Source organism: Pseudonocardia autotrophica, from assembly GCF_003945385.1.
Classification (GTDB): Bacteria; Actinomycetota; Actinomycetes; order Mycobacteriales; family Pseudonocardiaceae; genus Pseudonocardia; species Pseudonocardia autotrophica.
Genome location: NZ_AP018920.1, coordinates 7,171,013 through 7,188,515, shown reverse-complemented (window position 1 = coordinate 7,188,515; position 17,503 = coordinate 7,171,013). Strand labels below are relative to the sequence as shown.

Below are 17,503 nucleotides of genomic sequence, written 5' to 3'. Positions count from 1 at the left end.
CCTCAGCGCCGCTCGAGCAGCGAGCGCAGCGACCGGAACGGCGGGAGCCAGGCACCCTCGTCGGGCAGCGTGTCGAGCGAGACCCGCGGGAGCGGCTCGCGGAACACGCCGTCGATGTCCTCCAGGTCGAGGAACGAGATCACCTCGGAGGACAGCGCGAACCCGGCGTACTCCCGGAACCCGATCACCGAGACGTCGGTGCCCGCCTCGACGAGCTTCTCCAGCGGGTCCTTGAATGCCCGCCCGTCGCCGGACGCGACGACCACGTGCCGCAGCCTGCCCTCGCCGGCGCGCATGTCGATGTGCGCGAGCATGTCGTCGTCGACATCGGAGTCCTCGCTGCTCTTCGGCTTGGCGAAGACTGCGAAGCCGACGTTGCGCAGCGCCTCGACCCACGGCCGGACGATCTCGATGCTGCCGGCGGCGACGTTGGTGAACACGCACGCCTCGGCCTCGGCCTCCGGGCCGGCGAGATCGAGCAGCCAGCGGCCGACGGCGTCGAACCGGGGACGGTAGGCCGACGTGGGCCGGGCGCCCAGCAGTGAGCCGAGGCTCATGTCCATGTTCGGGGCATCCCAGACGAGCAGTACCCGTTCCAGCGGTCCGGTCGGCGCAGTGCGCCCCGGCTGGCCCGTCACGGTCCCCGCCCCGCTGCTCATGCCGGCGAGCCTAGTCGGGACGTTGCGCCGGGCGGTGGCCACCGGGGTGGGGTGCACCGTTGCGGTGACAGCGGTGCCGATGACACTGTCCCGGTGACGAGCACGGGGAGCACCGGCGCCGACCGGCAGCGGATCGCGGAGGAGACCGTCGCGGCGATGCGGGCGGCCGACCGGGCGGCGCGGGCCGCCGGTGTCGAGGTGACCGAGGTGGCGCCGGGGCGTGCCGTCGCCACGATGACGGTCGGCGAGGACCACGCCAACGGTCACGGCGTCTGCCACGGCGGCTACCTGTTCCTGCTGGCCGACACCGCGATGGCGTACGCGTGCAACGCGCACGGCATCTCGGCGCTGGCGACCGGGGCGGACATCGCGTTCCTGCGACCGGCGCGCACCGGTGACGTGCTGACCGCCGAGGCGACCGAACGGGCGCTGGCCGGACGGTCCGGGCTCTACGACGTGACGGTCCGGACCGGCGACGGGACGGTCGTCGCCGAGCTCCGGGGCCGGAGCCGGCAGATCCCGGGCCTGGCCCCGCCGCCCGCGCCGTAGGCCGTGCGCCCTGCGCGTGCTCGTGGGCTCCACTCGGAACCGTGCGCGTGGAGCGTGCGGGGCGGTCCCGGGTGCCGCGGCGCACGGCGCGGCACCCGGGACGCCGGACTCAGCCCCGGGCCGCCGTCCGGAAGTCGGCGGGCTCCAGCACGGCCGAGGCGACCACACCGGCCACCAGAGCCCAGAACGGGCTGGAGATCCCCAGCGGTGCGATCCCGCTCATCGCCACGACCAGCGCCGTCAGCGCCCCGGTCCGGAACCGGCCCTCGCCGAACGCGCCGCGGAACGACGACACCAGCACCCCGATCATCGCCAGTCCCGCGACGGCGGCGACCAGCTCGGAGGGCAGCGCGGTGGCCGCGGTGACGGCGAAGCCGGCGAGCACCCCGAACGCGATGAAGATCAGGCCGTTCACCACGCTCGCCGCGTACCGCGCCTCGGGATCCGGCCCGGCCTGCGGACCGGAGCAGATCGCCGTCATCGGACCGGCGATGTTGGCGTTGTGACCGCCGGTCAGCGGGGCCAGCAGTCCACCGATCCCGCTGGCGACCGTCATCGCGTTGATCGGCGGACGGTAGCCCTGGCTGAGCAGCACGCCGTAGGCCTGGGCGTTCTCCGCGGCGACCACCAGGACCGCGAGCGGGATCCCGACGGCGAGGATCGCCCCCAGGTCGAACGCCGGGGCGACGAGCGTCGGCATGGTCCATCCGGAGACGGCGGTCTCCTGGGCGGAGAAACCGGTGGTGAGCACTGCGGCGACCAGCCCGGCGCCGAGTGCGCCGAGCGCGCCCGGCACCGTCGGCACGAACCGGGACAGCACCAGGAAGCCGACGACGGCCGCCCCGACGATCCACGGCGCCGATCCGGCCGCGTCGACCACACCGGTCCCGAACCGGATCAGCGCTCCGGCGATCATCGCCATCACGATCGGCAGTGGCAGCCATCGGGAGACCACACCGATCAGCCCGGACAACCCGAGCGCGAGCACCAGCACCCCGGCGACCAGGAACGCGCCGACCACCTCCGCGAACGGGTAGCTCGCCATCGCCCCCACCACCAGCACCGCGCCGGGGATGGAGTAGGCGCCGACCACCGGCATCCGGTAGCGCAGCGCGAGCACCAGCGAGATCAGCCCGCCGAACACGTAGATCCCGAAGATCCACGACGAGATCAGCTCACCGGGCAGCCCGTTCGCGGCGGCCCCGTCGATCACGATCAGCGCCGGGCCGGTGCAGCCGAACACGGCTGCGACGACCCCGGCGCCGATGGTCGCGGGGTTCAGCCGTGCGGGCAGGCCGCGCAGACCGGAGCGGATGCCGGGGCCCGGCTCGATCCGCCGCGACGACGCCGGTTCGGCGGGTCGCGGTGGATCGGTGACGGTGTCCTCGGCCGGATCGTCGGCGGGTGCCGCCATCGTGTCGCCTCCTCGCGATCACGCACCGGTTCGGTGCACGGGTTCGTGGTGTCCAGGGAAGTAGCTGTGTCAGTGCAGGTCGGTGCAGGTCGGTGCAGGTCAGCGGAGAGCAGTGCCGTTCAGTGCCGTTCAGTGGAGTTCAGTGCCGTTCAGGGCCGGCGCAGCCGGGCGCGGAGCCGGCCGAGCCCGCGCCGGGCGAGCGCCCCGACGGTGTCCCGGGCGGTGCCCAGCAGCAGCCGCAGCTGCGCCCCGCGGCCCGGCGCGGTCACCGATCCGGTCTCCGCGGCCTCGTCGACGCTCGCGGCGAACTGCTCGAACATCCGCCGTGAGACGTCCCCCGCGAGTGCCCGGCCGAACTGGGCGACCCGGCCGGTGAGGTGGACGTCGGCGTGCGCGGTCAGCACGGTCCCGCCGTCCGGGCCGCTCTCGGCGGCCAACACGACGTCGGCCCGGGTGGCGCTGCCGCCCGCGTCGGCGCCCTGGGCGTGGAAGCGCAGCCGGTGCGCGGCCGGGTCGCGCTCGACGACCTGGGCCAGGCCGTCGAAGGAGAGCTTCACCGGGCCGAGTGCGACGGTGGCGCGGCCCCGGTAGCGGTCGCCGTCGAGCACCTCGGTCAGCCGGGCGCCGGGCAGGCAGCGGGCCAGCAGGTCGAAGTCGTTCAGCACCGTCCAGACCCGGTCGACCGGCGAGCGCAGCGTGCTCGTCACCTCCACCACCGCCGACGGCGGGCCGGACGGGAGCTCCACCTGCTCGGGCAGCGCGGCCGCCGGGATCTCGCCGGCCGGGGCACCCGCCCCGGACCCGCCGCCGCTGCCACGGCCGACCAGGGTGCGGTGCCCGCACGCCTTCGGCCCGGGGACGCCGTCCGGGTAGGTCTGCGCGACGTCGTCGACGGCTGCGAGGATCCCGCGGTAGCCGGTGCACCGGCAGAGCACGCCGGACATCTGCTCGGGGAGCTCCTCGGCGGTGACGTCCGGGGTGGAGCGGAGCAGGTCGTAGCTGCTCATCAGCATGCCGGGGGTGCAGAAGCCGCACTGCAGGCCGTGATGGGCGGAGAACGCCCGTTGCAGCGGATGCTGGTCGTCGGGGGTGCCGAGCCCCTCGACGGTGACGATGTCGGCGCCCTCGCACTGCACGGCGAACAGCAGGCAGGCCCGGGCCGCCTGCCCGTCGACCATGATCGTGCACATCCCGCACACGCCGTGCTCGCAGCCCAGGTGGGTGCCGGTCAGGCCGAGCTGCTCACGCAGCACGTCGGCGAGGTGCGCACGGGGCGGCACCGCGACCGTGGCCTCGGTGCCGTTGACGGTCATCGCGATCTCGACGGTCTCGTCGGCGGCGACCCGCTCGCGAGGTGCGGGATGCGTGCGCGAGCTCACGGGGTCGGACAGGGCGGTCATGCGGTCTCCCTCCGGTCCCGGGCGCGGCGCAGCCCGCGGGACAGCTCTCGTGCGGCGAGCACGCCGAACAGCCGCCGCCGGTATCCGGTCGAGCCGTGCGTGTCCCCGCCGGTGTCGACGACCTCCTCGGCGAGCGCCGCGGTGGCCGGGCGCAGGTCGTGCTCGGTCTCCCCGGCGTCGAACAGCCCGGTGACGTCCCGGGTGACGGGCCGGTCGGAGACGCCGAAGCCGGTCAACCGGGCGTCGGTCACGGCGCCGCCGGGACCGACCCGGACCCGGGTGACGACCCCGGCGAGCGCGAAGTCGCCGTGCCGGCGGGCGATCTCGGCGAAGCCGTACCCCTCCCCCGCCGCGGCGGCCGGGAAGGTCACCGACACGACGAGGTCCTCCGGACCGGCCGCGGTGCTCATCGCCCCGGTGACGAACTCGGTCGCCGGGACCGTCCGCCGTCCGGCCGGGCCGGCCAGCTCGACCCGGGCGTCCAGGCAGCAGGCGACGGCGGGCAGCTCGGCCGCCGGATCGGCGTGCGCGAGGCTGCCGCAGACGGTGCCGCGGCTGCGCAGCTCCCGATGCCCGACGAACGGCATCGCCATCCCGATCAGCGGGACGGCGCGGGCCGCCGGATCGTGCTCGACCGCGCGCTGGCGCACCGCAGCGCCGACCCGGTAGCCGTCCTTCTCCACGGTGGCCGAGGCCAGCGCGGGGACGGCGGTGATGTCGACGAGCGTGCCCGGCCGGCCCAGCCGCATGGCCAGGACCGGCACCAGCGACTGCCCGCCGGCCAGCACCTTGCCGTCCCCGCCGGCGAGCTCGGCGAGCACGTCGTCGAGCGTTGCCGGGCGGACGTAGGCGAACGGTGCGGCTTTCATCAGCGACCCGTGAACTCCGCCGCGCGCTTCTCGCCGAACGCCTTGACACCCTCGGCGAAGTCCTCGGTGGCGCGCAGCATCGAGTAGGCCTTCCGCTCCAGCTCGATGCCGGTGTACAGCGGGCCGTCGACGCCGCGGTCGAGCACCTCCTTCGCGGTGCGCAGCGCGGCCGGCGAGAAGCCGGCCATCTTCAGCGCCAGCTCGTCGACGGCGGCGTAGAGCGCGTCGCGGTCGTCGTGCAGCTCGCCGGAGAGGATCCCCCAGTCCAGCGCCTGCCGGGCCTGGATCCGGGTGGCGGTCATGATGTGGAACTTCGCCCGGGACAGTCCGATCAGCCGGGCCAGGCGCTGGGTGCCGCCGGAGCCGGGGATCATGCCGAGGTTCATCTCGGGCAGCGCCAGCTGGGTGCGGCCGGTGCCGAGCCGGATGTCGCAGGAGAGCACCATCTCCAGCCCGACGCCGAAGCAGTAGCCGTCGATCGCGGCGATCACCGGCTTGGTGCTGCGCGCCGGGGCGGTGACGTCGTGCCCGAGATCGGTGAGGTCGATCGGGTCGACCTCCATGAACCCGGCGATGTCGCCGCCGGAGGTGAAGTGCTGGCCGTCCGAGCGGACCACCACGACCTTGACCTGAGGATCCTTGTCGATCTCGGCGAAGCGCTCGGCGACCAGCCGCCGCATCTCCATCGTGACGACGGTGTACTTGCCGTGGGACAGGGTCAGGTACGCGACCCGGCCGTCGTGGCCACGGTCGAGGACGACGTCGCCGCCGGTGAGTGCCATGTCAGGAACGCTCCTTCTCGGTGAACTTCTGGTGCAGGACCTCGCCGTGCAGGGGCAGCGAGGTGATGGCGATCCCGTGCGGGGCCAGCGCGTCGGCGACGGCGTTGGCGTAGGCCACCGGGAAGCTCATGGACGACCCCTCGCCGCAGCCCTTGGCGCCGAGCGGGGTCAGCGGCGACGGGGTCACCACGTGATCGGTGCGCAGCTCGAACCCGGCCTCGGCGCTGGTCGGGCACAGGTAGTCGAGGAACGTCGCCGACGTCGGCTGGCCGGACGGGGCGTGCGTGAACTCCTCGTACCCGGCGCCGCCGAGCCCGTGCAGCAGCGCCCCGTACACCTGACCGTCGAGCAGGGTCTGGTCGAGCACGGTGCCGGCGTCGTGCACCGACGACACCCGGTCGACGCCGATCTCCAGGGTGTCCGGGTCGATCGACACGGCGACGATCTCGGCGACGAAGCCGTAGCAGAGCGAGGAGTTGATCCGGTCGTCCGCGGTGGCGGCCCGGGTCTCCCGCGGCGAGAACTCGGCCTCGGCGTAGAGCCGGGCCGGCACACCGTCGGGCAGCGCCGCCGGATCCCAGTGCACGACGCCCGCCGCGTGCCGGAACGCGACACCGCGCCCGTCGGGGTGCACGACCTGCCCGTCGGCCAGCGTCAGCTCCGCCGGGTCGGCGCCGTCGAGCAGCGTCGAGGCGGCGGCCTTCACCGTCGTCGCGATCGTGTCCGCCGCCGCGACGACGGCGCTGGTCACCAGCGGCGCGAACCGCGAGGAGTAGCTGCCCGACGTCACCGTCCAGGGCGTCGTCGCGGTGTCCATGTCGATCACCGCGCGGACCTGGTCCAGCGGCAGCGCGAGCCGCTGCGCGGCGACCTTGCGGGCCACCGTCGCGTGCCCCTGGCCCTGCGGGACCGAGCCGAGCAGGACCGTCACGACGCCCTGCAGGTCCACCGACATCCGGACGTGCTCGGTGGAGCCGGACTTGTCCCGGCCGGGCTTGCGCTGCTCGGCCGGGGTGGCCAGACCGACGTAGCCGATGTTGGTGCCGGACGGGTCGACGACCAGCGCGGTACCGATCCCGTAGAAGCCGCCCCGGGCCCGTGCCTCGTCGCGGCGCTTCGCCAGCTCGGCCAGGTCGGCGTTCTTCACCGCCAGCTCCAGCGCGGCGACGTAGTCGCCGGAGTCGTAGACCCCGCCGGTGGCCGTCTCGTGCGGGAAGGCGGTCACCAGGTTCCGGCGCCGCACCTCGACGACGTCGAGCCCGGTCTGCTCGGCGATCGCGTCCATCAGCCGTTCGAGGCCGAAGTAGAGCTGCTGGCCGCCGAACCCGCGGTTCAGCCCGGTCGGCATGGTGTTGGTGACGACCGCGCGGGCCCGGATCTGCACCGCGTCGATCGTGTAGGGGCCGGTGATGTTGCCGAAGCAGCGGTAGAGCGTGGACGGCTCCGGCGGCCGCAGGTAGGCGCCGACGTTGTCGACCAGGTCGGTGCGCAGCGCGGTCACCGTGCCGTCGGCGTCGACCGCGGCGGAGAACGTCATCGCCCGGTCGGCGCCGCTGGAGCTGGCCATCAGGTGCTCGACCCGGTCCTCGGCCCAGCGCACCGGGGTGCCGGCGTGCTTCGAGGCCAGCGCCATCAGCACCACGTAGGGATAGATGCCGGCCTTGATCCCGAAGCTGCCGCCGATGTCGGCGGGCACGTGCAGACGCACCCGCGAGGTCGGGATCCCGAGCGCGCCGGCCATCACCGGCACCATCGAGAACGGGCCGTGGAAGTTCGCCCAGGCCTGCACCGACGGCCCGTCCGAACCGTCGGTCCAGTGCGCGATGACCGAGTAGCACTCCATCGGCACCGAGGAGTAGCGCGGGAAGTCGTAGGTCCCGGTCACCACGTGCGCCGCGGACGCGAAGCGCTCCTCGACCGGGCCGAAGGAGAAGGTGCGGTCGGTGGCGACGTTGGAGCCGGCGTCCTCGTGCAGCTGCGGGGCGTCGGCCGCCAGTGCCGCGCGGGCGTCGGTGATCGCGCCGAGATCGTCGTAGTCGACGGTGACGAGCTCGGCGGCGTCCTCGGCGACGTAGCGGTCCGAGGCGACGACGACGGCGATCGGCTCGCCGACGAACCGCACCTTGTCGACGCCGGTGGGCAGGTACGGCATCGCGGTACCGGTCGAGAGCGGGAACGGCCGCAGCGCCGCGCGGACCTCCTCGGGCCCGATCACCGCGGCCACCCCCGGATACGCCCTGGCGCGGCTCAGGTCCACCGACCGCAGCCGGGCGTGCGGCCGGGTCGACCGCACGACGGCCGCGACCAGCGTGCCGGGGAGCGGGTCCAGGTCGTCGAGGAATGCGCCGCGGCCGGTGACCAGGGCGGCGTCCTCGTCGCGGCTCGGGATCCAGCGGTCGGAATGATCAGGCACGCAGTTCGCCCCTGGACTCGTACTCGCCCGCGACCAGGGTGCGGCGCAGGGTCTTGCCGACCCCGGAGCGCGGCACCGAGTCGACCGCGATCACCCGCTTCGGGCGCTTGAGGGACGGCAGGTTCTCCCGGGCGAACGCCATCGCGCGCTCGGCGGTGGCCATCGGGTCGGCACCCGGGACCGGGACGACGAACGCGCTGACCGCGTGCCCCCAGCGCTCGTCGGGCAGCCCGACCACACACACGTCGTCGATCTCGGGACAGCGGGCCAGCACGGACTCGATCTCGTCCGGGTAGACGTTCTCGCCGCCGGAGTTGATCATGTCGTCGGTGCGGCCGGAGACCCAGAGGTCCCCGTCGTCGTCGGCGACGGCCAGGTCGCCGGTGTGGTACCAGCCCTCGCGGATCGACTTGGCGTTCGCGTCCGGCCGCTGCCAGTAGCCGCCGAAGGCCTCCATCGAGTCCATCGACACGATGACCTGGCCCTGCTCGCCGGGCTTCACCAGCTCGTCGACCGGGGCGCCGGCGTCCGGCGCGATCAGCCGGACCCGGGAGAACAGGCCGGCCCGGCCGGCGCAGCCGGGCTTGGCGGCGACGTCCGGCCCGATGGTGAAGGTGTAGATCTCGGTCGAGCCGAAGTGGTTGACGAACGAGGCCGGACCGACCTCGTCGACCAGCTTCTCGGCCAGCGACGGGGTCATCGCGGCCCCGGCGTAGGCCAGGTTGTCCAGGGTGCGGGCCTCGGCGAGCCGGCCGGTGCGCAGCAGCGCCCAGTAGATCGTCGGTACCAGGTAGAGCGAGCCGATCCGCTCGTCGAGGATCAGCTGCATCGACTCCTCGGCGTCGAAGGCGGGCTGGCCGACCCAGGTGCCGCCGACGATGATCGAGGCCAGCAGGGTGCGCAGGCCCATCGTGTGGAACAGCGGCATCACCCCGAGGGCGCTCACCCCCTGGCGCTGCCGGGTCTGCATCACGTGAGCGACGGCCGCGGAGTGCTCGGCGCGGTGCGTGCGCGGCACGCCCTTCGGCTTCCCGGTGGTCCCCGAGGTGTAGAGCATCACGCTGGTGGCGGTCTCGTCGACGGCGACCGGCCCGGCCGGCTCGGCGGACCGCTCGGCCAGCGCGTCGATCTCGGCCACCAGCCGCAGCAGCGACTCGCCGCCGGCCGCGACCACCCGGTCGGAGTGCGCGGGATCGGCCACGACCAGCCGGGGTGCCGCGTCGCCGAGGCAGTAGGTCAGCTCCTCCACGCCGAACCGGGTGGAGAGCGGGACGGACACCGCGCCCAGTTTCTGCAGGGCGAGGTGCAGGCTCGCGAGCTGCTCGCCGCCGTGCATCAGCAGCACGACCCGGTCGCCGGGGAGCACCCCGGACCGGTGGAGTGCGCCGGCGAGCAGGTCGGTGCGCGCGTCCCACTCGCGGTAGGTGAGTCGCCGGCCCGTGCCGGCGACCGCCACCCGCTCGGGGGTGCGCTCCGCGGCCCAGCGCAGCGTCGTGACCAGGTCCATGAGATCCCCTCGTCGTCAGTCTGTTCCGGACCATACGTTTCGTATGGTCTACTGACAAGGCCGCGCCGCCGGATCGTGCCGGAAGGCTGGATGCCGAGGGGTTCCGGACAATTCGGCGAGACCGGTGGCGGACGGTGTGAATTGCCCACGACTGCTGCGATCGGCTCACTGGACGCGCGCGATATGCGACCCGCAGAAACAGCGGGATCGCGATGTCGCCCTGCGATTTTTGCGTCATTGCGAGACGTTCGTGCAATGAGTTGAATGGTTGACGTCGCCGACTGTCGATCGGCATCGCGGAAGATCGTTACGCTGATCCGGGACGATCGCCGCGGCAGGCTCGTGGCGAGGAGAAAGGCATGGTGGTGCGGAGAAATCAGCGGGTCTGATGCCGCCCATCTCGAAAGACCGTTGGACTCCTCGGGGCCGGGCGTGACTGAATGATCAGCACCTCCCGAATGGCCTGGAGAATCAGCATGGAATCAGTGTGGATCGTCTTGCTCTGCGTGGCCGCCTACATGGCGGTACTCGCATTGATCAGCTTCCTGGTCCGGCGGTCGTCCGGCACCAGTGCGAGCTTCACGACCGGCGGGAAGGCGTTCCCCGCCATCCTCATCGGTTTCCTGCTGGCGTCGGAGTTCATCGGGACGACGGCGAGCGTGGGGACGGCCCAGGTCGCCTACCGGTCCGGGATCTCGGCCGCCTGGAACATCGCCGTGCTGGGCATCGGCTTCATCCTCTTCGCCTGGCTGCTCGCGCACCGCTTCCGCGCGCTCGGTGAGTCGACCATCTCCGGGGCGCTCGCCCGGTTCTACGGCGAGCGGGTCCGCAAGGCCACCTCGGTGCTGATGGTGTGCGCGCTGATGACCGTCGCGGTCTCGACCTACGCCAGCGGCGGCGCGGTGCTGGCCGGCCTGCTCGGCATCGGCAAGGTCCCGGCGATCCTGCTGGTGGGCGTCGCTGCGACCGTCTACGTGCTGATCGGCGGGATGCGCTCGGTCGTCTACACCAATGTCCTGCACGCCCTGGTGATGCTCGTGGGTATCGGGATCCTGGCTGCCGTCGCGATCGGCCGGGCCGGTGGACCCGGCAACCTGCGCATCGAACTGCCGCCCGAGTTCTTCTCGGTCAGCGGCGTCGGCTGGTCGCAGATCTTCGCCTGGATGGTCGCCGGCGTCGGCGCCATCTTCGCCACCCAGTACGTGGTCCAGGCGATCGCGACCACCCCGGACCCGCACAGGGCCCGGATCGCGACGCTGTGGTCGGCGGCCATCCTGATCCCCTACGGTCTGCTCGCCTCGGTCGTCGGTATGAGCGCGGCCGTGATCCACCCAGGGATCGACCCGATCCAGGCGCTGCCCTCGCTGACCGTCGATCTCCCGCCGCTGGTCGCCGGGTTCGTCGTCGCCGGGCTCGCCGGCGCCATCTTCGGCACCGTCGCGGCGATCACCCTCGGCTGCTCGACGCTGCTGGTGAAGGACTTCCTGGATCCGGCGATGAACCGCACCGGCGACGACCGGCGCAGCGTGCTCCTGCTGCGCTCCGCGACACTCGCCGTCGGCCTGCTCCCGGTGCTGCTCGCGGTCACCGCCGAGGACGTCGTCGCGGTGACCTTCCTGGCCAAGGCGCTGCGGGCCGGCCTCGCCGTGCTGGTGCTGCTCATGTTCTTCCGGCCCGGTTTCGGGACCCGCACCGGTGCCCTGACCTCGATCTTCGCCGCGCTCGTCGCGACGATCGGCTGGTTCCTGCTCGGCAACCCGTTCGGCATCGACAACGCCTACGTCGCCGTCGCCGTCCCGATGCTGACAATGACCCTGTTCCACCTGTTCGCCCGGCGCGGCGGTCCCGGCGCGCCCGAGCAGCCGATGCCGGAGCCGACCACGACGGAGCGCACCGCATGACCCCCGACGCCCGGACGGTGTCGACCGTCCTCGCCGACACGCTGTCCGCCTGGGGGGTCCGCCACGTCTTCGGCGTGCCGTCGGAGAGCGCGACGCACTTCCTGGACGCCCTACTCGAACCGGGCCGGCCGGAGTTCGTCGCGACCCGGCACGAGGGCGGGGCCGCGTTCATGGCCGAGGCGCACGCCGCGGCGAGCGGCACCGTCGGTGTGGCACTCGGCGGGCGGGCCGTCGGGGCGGCGAACCTCTCGATCGGTGTGCACACCGCGACCGAGAACTCCACCCCCATGCTGGTGCTCGTCGGCCAGATGAGCCATCGCCACCAGGGCCGGGAGGGCTTCCAGGAGACCGACGTGCCCGCGTTCCTCGGACCGGTCGCCAAGGCGGCGTTCGAGGAGGCCGATCCGGTCCGGGTTCCCGGCGCGGTGCACCGGGCGCTGGTGCTGGCCACCACCGGGCGGCCCGGTCCGGTGGTGCTGTCGCTGCCGGAGGAGGTCTTCGGCGCGCCGAGCACGGCGCCGGTGCGGGCGCCGGTCGCGCCGCCCCGGCCACGCCCCTCGGCCGACGACGTGACCGATGTACTCGCCGAGCTGGCCGCGGCCGAGCGACCGGTGATCGTCGCCGGGGCCGGCGTGCTGCGCGGCGGCGCCGAGGACCGGCTGCGCGAGTTCGCCGAGCGGACCGGGGTTCCGGTGCTGGCGGCCTGGCGCCGGCACGACGTGTTCGACAACGACCACCCGCTCTACGCCGGTCACCTGCAGATGGGCACGAACCCGCAGATCGTGCGGACGTTGTCGGGCGCCGACCTGGTGCTCGCCGTCGGCTCCCGGCTCGGCGAGATCACCGTGCAGAACTACACCGCGATCACCGACGCGCGGGTCGTCGCGATCGACATCGACCCGCGGATGCTGGGGAAGAGCCATCCGCTGGTCCTTGGCGTCGTCGCCGACGCCGGAGCGGCCCTGGACGAGCTCACCACCGCCGCCCCGGCCGGGATCCCGGCCGGCCGCGCGGAGTGGGCGGCCGCGCGCCGCGCGGCCTACGAGGAGGCGACCGCGATCGCCGAGGCCGAGCACACCGACCGCGTCGACTCCCGGCAGGTGATCCGGCTGCTCAGGGCCGGGCTGCCGGACGACGCGGTGATCACCAACGACGCCGGGAACTTCGCCGGCTGGCTGCACACCTTCTTCCGCTTCCGTCGCCCGCACAGCTACGTCGGTGCGGCCTCCGGGGCGATGGGCTATGCGCTGCCGGCTGCGATCGGTGCCCGGCTCGCGCATCCGGACCGGCCGGTCGTCGCGGTGGCCGGCGACGGTGGCGCGATGATGACCGTGCAGGAGCTGGAGACCGCCGTCCGCCTGCGCACCCCGGTGGTGCTGGTCGTGATGAACAACAACATGTACGGCTCGATCCGGATGCACCAGGAGCGGGCGCACCCCGGCCGGGTCGTCGGCTCCGATCTCGGCAACCCGGACTTCGCGGCGCTGGCCCGGGCCTTCGGCGCCGCGGGCGAGACCGTGCGGTGCGACGCCGAGTTCGGACCGGCCCTGGCGACGGCGCTGCTGAGGGACGGCCCGACCGTGATCGAGGTCGTCACCGATCCCGAGCAGATCTCGGTTTCCTCGACGATCACCCAGTTGCGGGAGTGCGCCCGGTGAGTCGCCGCGCGGACCCGCTGCACGCGCTGACCTGGCGGACCACCCGGTCCGGCGCCGGCTGGGGTCCGGCGAGCGGGCGCACGCCGGAGGCGCTGCGGCGCCGCCGGTTCCCGACCATGACCGACCTGGAGCGGGCGGCCCGGCGTCGCTCGCCGCGGTTCGCGTTCGACTTCGTCGACGGCGGCACCGGCGACGACCGCGGCGGCGCACGCAACCGCGCGGCGCTGGACGGGATCGAGATCGTCCCGCGGTACGGGCGGATCGGGACGGTCGACACCGGCGTCGAGCTGTTCGGCCGGCGCTACGAGGTGCCGATCGGGATCGCCCCGACCGGCAACGACGGCGTCGCCTGGCCGGACGCGTCCCGGCGCCTCGCCGGGACCGCCGCGGCGGCCGGGCTGCCGTACGTCACCGGCACGCTGGCGTCGGCGTCGATCGAGGACCTGGCCGCGATCTGCGGTGAGCGATTGTGGTTCCAGCTCTACGGGATGCCCCGCGACGAGCACCGGGTCAGCATCGACCTCGTCCGGCGGGCCGAGGTCGCCGGCGCGCAGGTGCTGGTGCTGGCGCTCGATGCGCCGGTCCGGTCCAAGCGGCCGCGCGACCTGCGCAACGGGCTGTCGGTGCCGTTCCGTCCGTCGCCCCGGCTCGGCGTGCAGCTGGCGCTGCATCCGGCCTGGACCCGGGCGGCGCTGCGCAGCCGGGTTCCGCTGTTCGCCAACATCGCCCGCTACGTCGACGCCCCCGATGGCGAGCCCGATCTCGGCGCGGTTGCCGGGTTCGTCCAGCGCGAGCTGCGCGGTGGCCTGAGCTGGGACGAGGTACGCCGGTTCCGCGCGATCTGGCCGCGGTCACTGGTCGTCAAGGGGATCCTGCACCCCGACGACGCCCGCGCGGCCGTCGACGCCGGCGCCGACGGCGTCCTGGTGTCCAACCACGGTGGCCGCCAGTCCGACGCGGCCCCTGCCGCGATCGACGTGCTGCCGGCGGTCACCGAGGCCGTCGGCGACCGATGCACCGTCCTGTTCGACAGCGGGATCCGCAGCGGTCTCGACGTCGCCCGCGCGCTGGCACTCGGCGCCCGGGCCGTCTTCAGCGGTCGCGGTTTCCTCACCGGACTGGCCGGGGCCGGCGACGTCGGCGCGGCCCACGTCGCCGAGCTGCTGACCGAGGAGCTCCGCACGGCCATGGCACAGCACGGCGCACTCGACCTCGCCGCGCTCCGCCGACTCGCGATCCGCCATCCCACCTCCTGGAGCCCGAGATGAGCACGACCCACGACGCCCGCGCCGCCATCACCGGCCGGCCCGCGGGGCCGCCCCCCGGTGCCGACCTGCGCGGCTGGCTGGAGCACCTGAGGGCCGACGGGCGGCTGTCGGTGACCGTGCCGGACCTGGACCTGACCTTCGGCGTCGCCGGGCTGGCGAACCGGATGGACGGCCGGACCGCGACGGTGTTCCCGCGCCCCGGCGGCCATCCGGTCCCGGTCGTGTCCGGGCTGGTGTCCCGGCGCTCCTGGATGGCCGAGGCCTGCGCGGTGCCGCAGGACGAGCTCGTCGCCCGGTTCGACGACGCCTGCCGCAATCCGGTGCCGTGGCGGGAGACCACCGACGCCCCCTGCCAGGAGGTCGTGCACACCGATGTCGACCTGACCGCGCAGCTCCCGATCCCGACGCACAACGAGCACGACTCGGGTGCCTACATCACCGCCGGGCTGCTGATCGCCCGCCGCCCGGACACCGGCGTGCAGAACGTGTCGATCCACCGGCTGCAGGTCAGCGGCCCGGACCGGCTCGGCGCGCTGCTGCTGCCCCGGCACACGCTGGCGATGTTCGACGACGCCGAGCGCGAGGGCGGGGATCTGGAGCTCGCGGTGGCGATCGGCGTCGACCCGCTCACCCTGATGGCGTCGCAGGCGATCGTGCCGCTCGGCCAGGACGAGCTGGAGATCGCCGGGGCGCTGCACGGGCGTCCGCTCGACGTCGTGCGCTGCCGGACCAACTCGGTCCGGGTCCCGGCGTCGGCGGAGATCGTCCTGGAGGGCCGGCTGCTGGCCGACATCCGCGAGGAGGAGGGGCCGTTCGGCGAGTTCCCGCAGTACTACGGCGAGCGGGCCCGCCGGCACGTCATCGCCCTCGACGCGCTGACCCACCGCCGCGACCCGCTGTTCCACACGATCGTCGGCGGCGGCACCGAGCACCTGCTGCTCGGCGGCATCCCGCGGGAGGCGTCGTTCCTGTCCCACCTGCGCCGCAGCTTCCCCTGCGTGCGCGACGTGCACCTGTCCCGCGGCGGGGTCTGCCGCTACCACCTCTACGTCCAGGTCGACCGGCCCGCGCCCGGCGAGGCCCGCAACGTGGTGCTCGGTGCGCTCGCGACCCACTACGACATCAAGCACGTCACCGTCGTCGACACCGACGTCGACGTGCACGACCCGACCGAGGTCGAGTGGGCGGTCGCCACCAGGTTCCAGGCCGATCGTGACCTGGTGACGGTGCACGGCACCCAGGGATCCAAGCTGGACCCCTCGACCGACGAGGGGATCGGGTCGAAGCTGGGTTTCGACGCCACCGTCCCGCCGGGCGCGACCGGCATGCGCTACACCCGGATCCGGGTGCCCGGTGAGCAGGAGCTCGACGTCGCCGAGCTGGTCCGGCCCGCCCCCGAGGGATGGCACGAGCAGGCGGCGGAGGACCCGCCGCAGGGAGGGTGATGCGCGGTGGAGCTGCGGCAGCTGTCCTACTTCGAGTGCCTGTACCGGGAGCGCAACGTCACCCGCGCCGCCGCCCGGCTCAACATCGTCCAGTCGGCGCTGTCCATGCAGATCGCCAAGCTGGAGAACGAGCTCGGCCAGGCGCTGTTCGAACGCAACCGGCGCGGGGTGACCCCGACGGCGGCGGGTGAGCAGGCCTACCGGCTCTTCGCGCCGCTGCTGGAGCAGCTCACCACGGCCCGGGACGCGATCGCCGGGAACGGGACCCCGGTCACCGGGGCGATCAGGATCGGCCTGGTCGCCTCGGCGACCAACGAGGCGCTGGCCGACACGGTCGCCCGCTTCGCGGTGGCTCACCCGCAGGTGAGCATCCACGCCACCTACGGGTTCAGCGCCGAGCTCGTCGAACAGGTCCGCTCCGGCGCCCTGGACTGCGCGGTGATCAACCAGAACTTCGTGCAGGACGACCTGGACTGCCAGGACATCCTGGACGAGGAGCTGCTGGTCGCCACCGGTGCGCACGTCGAGCTCGACGTCCCGGTGCCGGTCCCGCTCCCGGCGCTGGCCGGGCTGGACCTGGTTCTCCCGTCGCGCCGGCACGGACTGCGGATGGTGCTCGACGACGCACTGCGGGCGCACGCCGTCGCGGTGCACCCGCGCCTCGAGGTCGACGACCTCTCGGTGATGACCTCGTTGGTGGCCCGCAGCGGGCGGGTGACCGTGCTGCCGGCGAGCATCGTCGAGCCCCGGCTGCGCGACGGCACCCTGCGCGCCTACCCGATCGCCCGCCCCGGGCTGTCCCGCCGGATGCTCTGCGTCCGGCTGCCGGATCGGCCCCGCTCCGATGCCGTGGCGCTGTTCGTCGACGGCCTGGCCACCCGGCTGGAAACGCTGGCCCGCTCGTCGGTCCGGCTCACCGACCCCGACCAGGAGAACGACCATGATTCCTGATCTCACCCCACGGCTGATCGTCGGCATGTCCGGCGCGTCGGGTGTCGCCTACGGCATCCGGATCCTCGAGCTGTTGCGGGACACCCCGATCGAGACCCACCTGGTGGTGAGCCGGGCCGCCCGGCTCACACTGAGCCAGGAGACCGACATGTCGCCCGCCGAGCTGGAGTCGCTGGCCGACGTCGTGCACCCGCACCAGAACGTCGGCGCGACCATCTCCAGCGGCTCCTTCCGGACGATGGGCATGGTCGTCGCGCCGTGCTCGGTCAAGACGATGTCGGAGATCGCGAGCGGCAACACCTCGAACCTGCTCTCCCGGGCCGCGGACGTGACCCTGAAGGAGCGTCGCCGGCTCGTCCTGATGGTCCGCGAGACCCCGCTGCACCGGAACCACCTGCGCACGATGACCGAGCTGAGCGAGCTCGGCGCCGTCATCGCCCCACCGGTGCCCGCCTTCTACACCCGGCCGGAGTCGCTGGCCGACATGGTCGACCACACCGTCGGCCGGGTGCTCGACCTGTTCGACGTGGAGAGCGGCACCAGCACCCGGTGGGACGGCCTGCGGGCCGGCCCGCACCGGGTGGACGTTCCGGAGTGACGATCACCGGCGTGACGGCCCTCCCGGGTCCGGGGCCGGGCCGTCGGGGGCCGGATAGAGTCGGCGATGTCATCAACCACGCCGGCCGG

At 73.4% G+C, this 17,503-nt stretch carries 14 protein-coding genes; 7 read left to right on the top strand and 7 right to left on the bottom strand.

The window, feature by feature from the left end; translation table 11 throughout:
* Positions 1–2: 2 nt before the first annotated feature.
* Complete coding sequence (locus Pdca_RS33510; protein WP_085915029.1) at positions 3–659, bottom strand: NYN domain-containing protein; 657 nt, start codon at positions 657–659, stop codon at positions 3–5.
* Positions 660–752: 93 nt separating this feature from the next.
* On the opposite strand from Pdca_RS33510, the gene paaI reads away from it, so the two are divergent.
* Complete coding sequence (gene paaI, locus Pdca_RS33505; RefSeq protein ID WP_373865508.1) at positions 753–1,208, top strand: hydroxyphenylacetyl-CoA thioesterase PaaI; 456 nt, start codon at positions 753–755, stop codon at positions 1,206–1,208.
* 109 nt (positions 1,209–1,317) lie between these two features.
* Here paaI and Pdca_RS33500 read toward each other — a convergent pair whose 3' ends face one another.
* The 6 genes from Pdca_RS33500 to Pdca_RS33475 all read right to left on the bottom strand — a co-directional run bounded on the left by Pdca_RS33500 (position 1,318) and on the right by Pdca_RS33475 (position 9,593).
* A complete protein-coding gene (locus tag Pdca_RS33500) occupies positions 1,318–2,622 on the bottom strand; it encodes a benzoate/H(+) symporter BenE family transporter (RefSeq protein ID WP_085915028.1) in 1,305 nt (434 codons plus the stop codon).
* Between the two features lie 149 nt (positions 2,623–2,771).
* Positions 2,772–4,022 (bottom strand): xanthine dehydrogenase family Fe-S subunit, encoded by a 1,251-nt coding sequence (locus Pdca_RS33495; RefSeq protein WP_085915027.1) that lies wholly within the window; start codon positions 4,020–4,022, stop codon positions 2,772–2,774.
* The gene (locus Pdca_RS33490; protein ID WP_085915026.1) at positions 4,019–4,891 is read right to left on the bottom strand and encodes an FAD binding domain-containing protein; all 873 of its coding nucleotides are present in this window, start codon (positions 4,889–4,891) and stop codon (positions 4,019–4,021) included. Before Pdca_RS33490 ends, Pdca_RS33495 begins: the two co-directional genes overlap by 4 nt.
* The gene (locus Pdca_RS33485) at positions 4,891–5,673 is read right to left on the bottom strand and encodes an enoyl-CoA hydratase/isomerase family protein (RefSeq protein ID WP_085915025.1); all 783 of its coding nucleotides are present in this window, start codon (positions 5,671–5,673) and stop codon (positions 4,891–4,893) included. Before Pdca_RS33485 ends, Pdca_RS33490 begins: the two co-directional genes overlap by 1 nt.
* Before the next feature lies 1 nt (position 5,674).
* The gene (locus tag Pdca_RS33480) at positions 5,675–8,086 is read right to left on the bottom strand and encodes a xanthine dehydrogenase family protein molybdopterin-binding subunit (protein ID WP_085915024.1); all 2,412 of its coding nucleotides are present in this window, start codon (positions 8,084–8,086) and stop codon (positions 5,675–5,677) included.
* Positions 8,079–9,593, bottom strand: coding sequence for a class I adenylate-forming enzyme family protein (locus Pdca_RS33475; protein ID WP_085915023.1), 1,515 nt, complete (start codon positions 9,591–9,593; stop codon positions 8,079–8,081). The genes Pdca_RS33480 and Pdca_RS33475 overlap by 8 nt, the downstream gene beginning before the upstream one ends.
* A 485-nt stretch (positions 9,594–10,078) precedes the next feature.
* Between Pdca_RS33475 and Pdca_RS33470 the strand changes: the two genes are divergently transcribed.
* From Pdca_RS33470 to Pdca_RS33445, 6 genes are read left to right on the top strand one after another with little or no spacing between them, the layout of a single operon-like run.
* The gene (locus Pdca_RS33470; protein WP_197719876.1) at positions 10,079–11,494 is read left to right on the top strand and encodes a sodium:solute symporter family protein; all 1,416 of its coding nucleotides are present in this window, start codon (positions 10,079–10,081) and stop codon (positions 11,492–11,494) included.
* Complete coding sequence (locus Pdca_RS33465; protein ID WP_085915021.1) at positions 11,491–13,152, top strand: thiamine pyrophosphate-dependent enzyme; 1,662 nt, start codon at positions 11,491–11,493, stop codon at positions 13,150–13,152. Before Pdca_RS33470 ends, Pdca_RS33465 begins: the two co-directional genes overlap by 4 nt.
* Positions 13,149–14,420, top strand: a complete 1,272-nt coding sequence (locus Pdca_RS33460) for an alpha-hydroxy acid oxidase (RefSeq protein ID WP_197719875.1) — start codon at positions 13,149–13,151, stop codon at positions 14,418–14,420. Before Pdca_RS33465 ends, Pdca_RS33460 begins: the two co-directional genes overlap by 4 nt.
* Positions 14,417–15,865: a UbiD family decarboxylase gene (locus Pdca_RS33455; RefSeq protein ID WP_085915020.1), complete on the top strand. Its 1,449-nt coding sequence runs from the start codon at positions 14,417–14,419 to the stop codon at positions 15,863–15,865. Before Pdca_RS33460 ends, Pdca_RS33455 begins: the two co-directional genes overlap by 4 nt.
* A gap of 6 nt (positions 15,866–15,871) precedes the next feature.
* A complete protein-coding gene (locus Pdca_RS33450; protein WP_085915019.1) occupies positions 15,872–16,816 on the top strand; it encodes a LysR family transcriptional regulator in 945 nt (314 codons plus the stop codon).
* Positions 16,806–17,414 (top strand): UbiX family flavin prenyltransferase, encoded by a 609-nt coding sequence (locus Pdca_RS33445; RefSeq protein ID WP_085915018.1) that lies wholly within the window; start codon positions 16,806–16,808, stop codon positions 17,412–17,414. Before Pdca_RS33450 ends, Pdca_RS33445 begins: the two co-directional genes overlap by 11 nt.
* Positions 17,415–17,503: the final 89 nt, after the last annotated feature.

Coding starts and splice junctions, on each gene's coding strand:
- Pdca_RS33475 (WP_085915023.1), bottom strand. CDS start 9,593: ATGGACCTGGTCACGACGCTGCGCTGGGCCGCGGAGCGCACCCCCGAG.
- Pdca_RS33485 (WP_085915025.1), bottom strand. CDS start 5,673: ATGGCACTCACCGGCGGCGACGTCGTCCTCGACCGTGGCCACGACGGC.
- Pdca_RS33445 (WP_085915018.1), top strand. CDS start 16,806: ATGATTCCTGATCTCACCCCACGGCTGATCGTCGGCATGTCCGGCGCG.
- Pdca_RS33510 (WP_085915029.1), bottom strand. CDS start 659: ATGAGCAGCGGGGCGGGGACCGTGACGGGCCAGCCGGGGCGCACTGCG.
- Pdca_RS33500 (WP_085915028.1), bottom strand. CDS start 2,622: ATGGCGGCACCCGCCGACGATCCGGCCGAGGACACCGTCACCGATCCA.
- Pdca_RS33490 (WP_085915026.1), bottom strand. CDS start 4,891: ATGAAAGCCGCACCGTTCGCCTACGTCCGCCCGGCAACGCTCGACGAC.
- Pdca_RS33495 (WP_085915027.1), bottom strand. CDS start 4,022: ATGACCGCCCTGTCCGACCCCGTGAGCTCGCGCACGCATCCCGCACCT.
- Pdca_RS33455 (WP_085915020.1), top strand. CDS start 14,417: ATGAGCACGACCCACGACGCCCGCGCCGCCATCACCGGCCGGCCCGCG.
- Pdca_RS33465 (WP_085915021.1), top strand. CDS start 11,491: ATGACCCCCGACGCCCGGACGGTGTCGACCGTCCTCGCCGACACGCTG.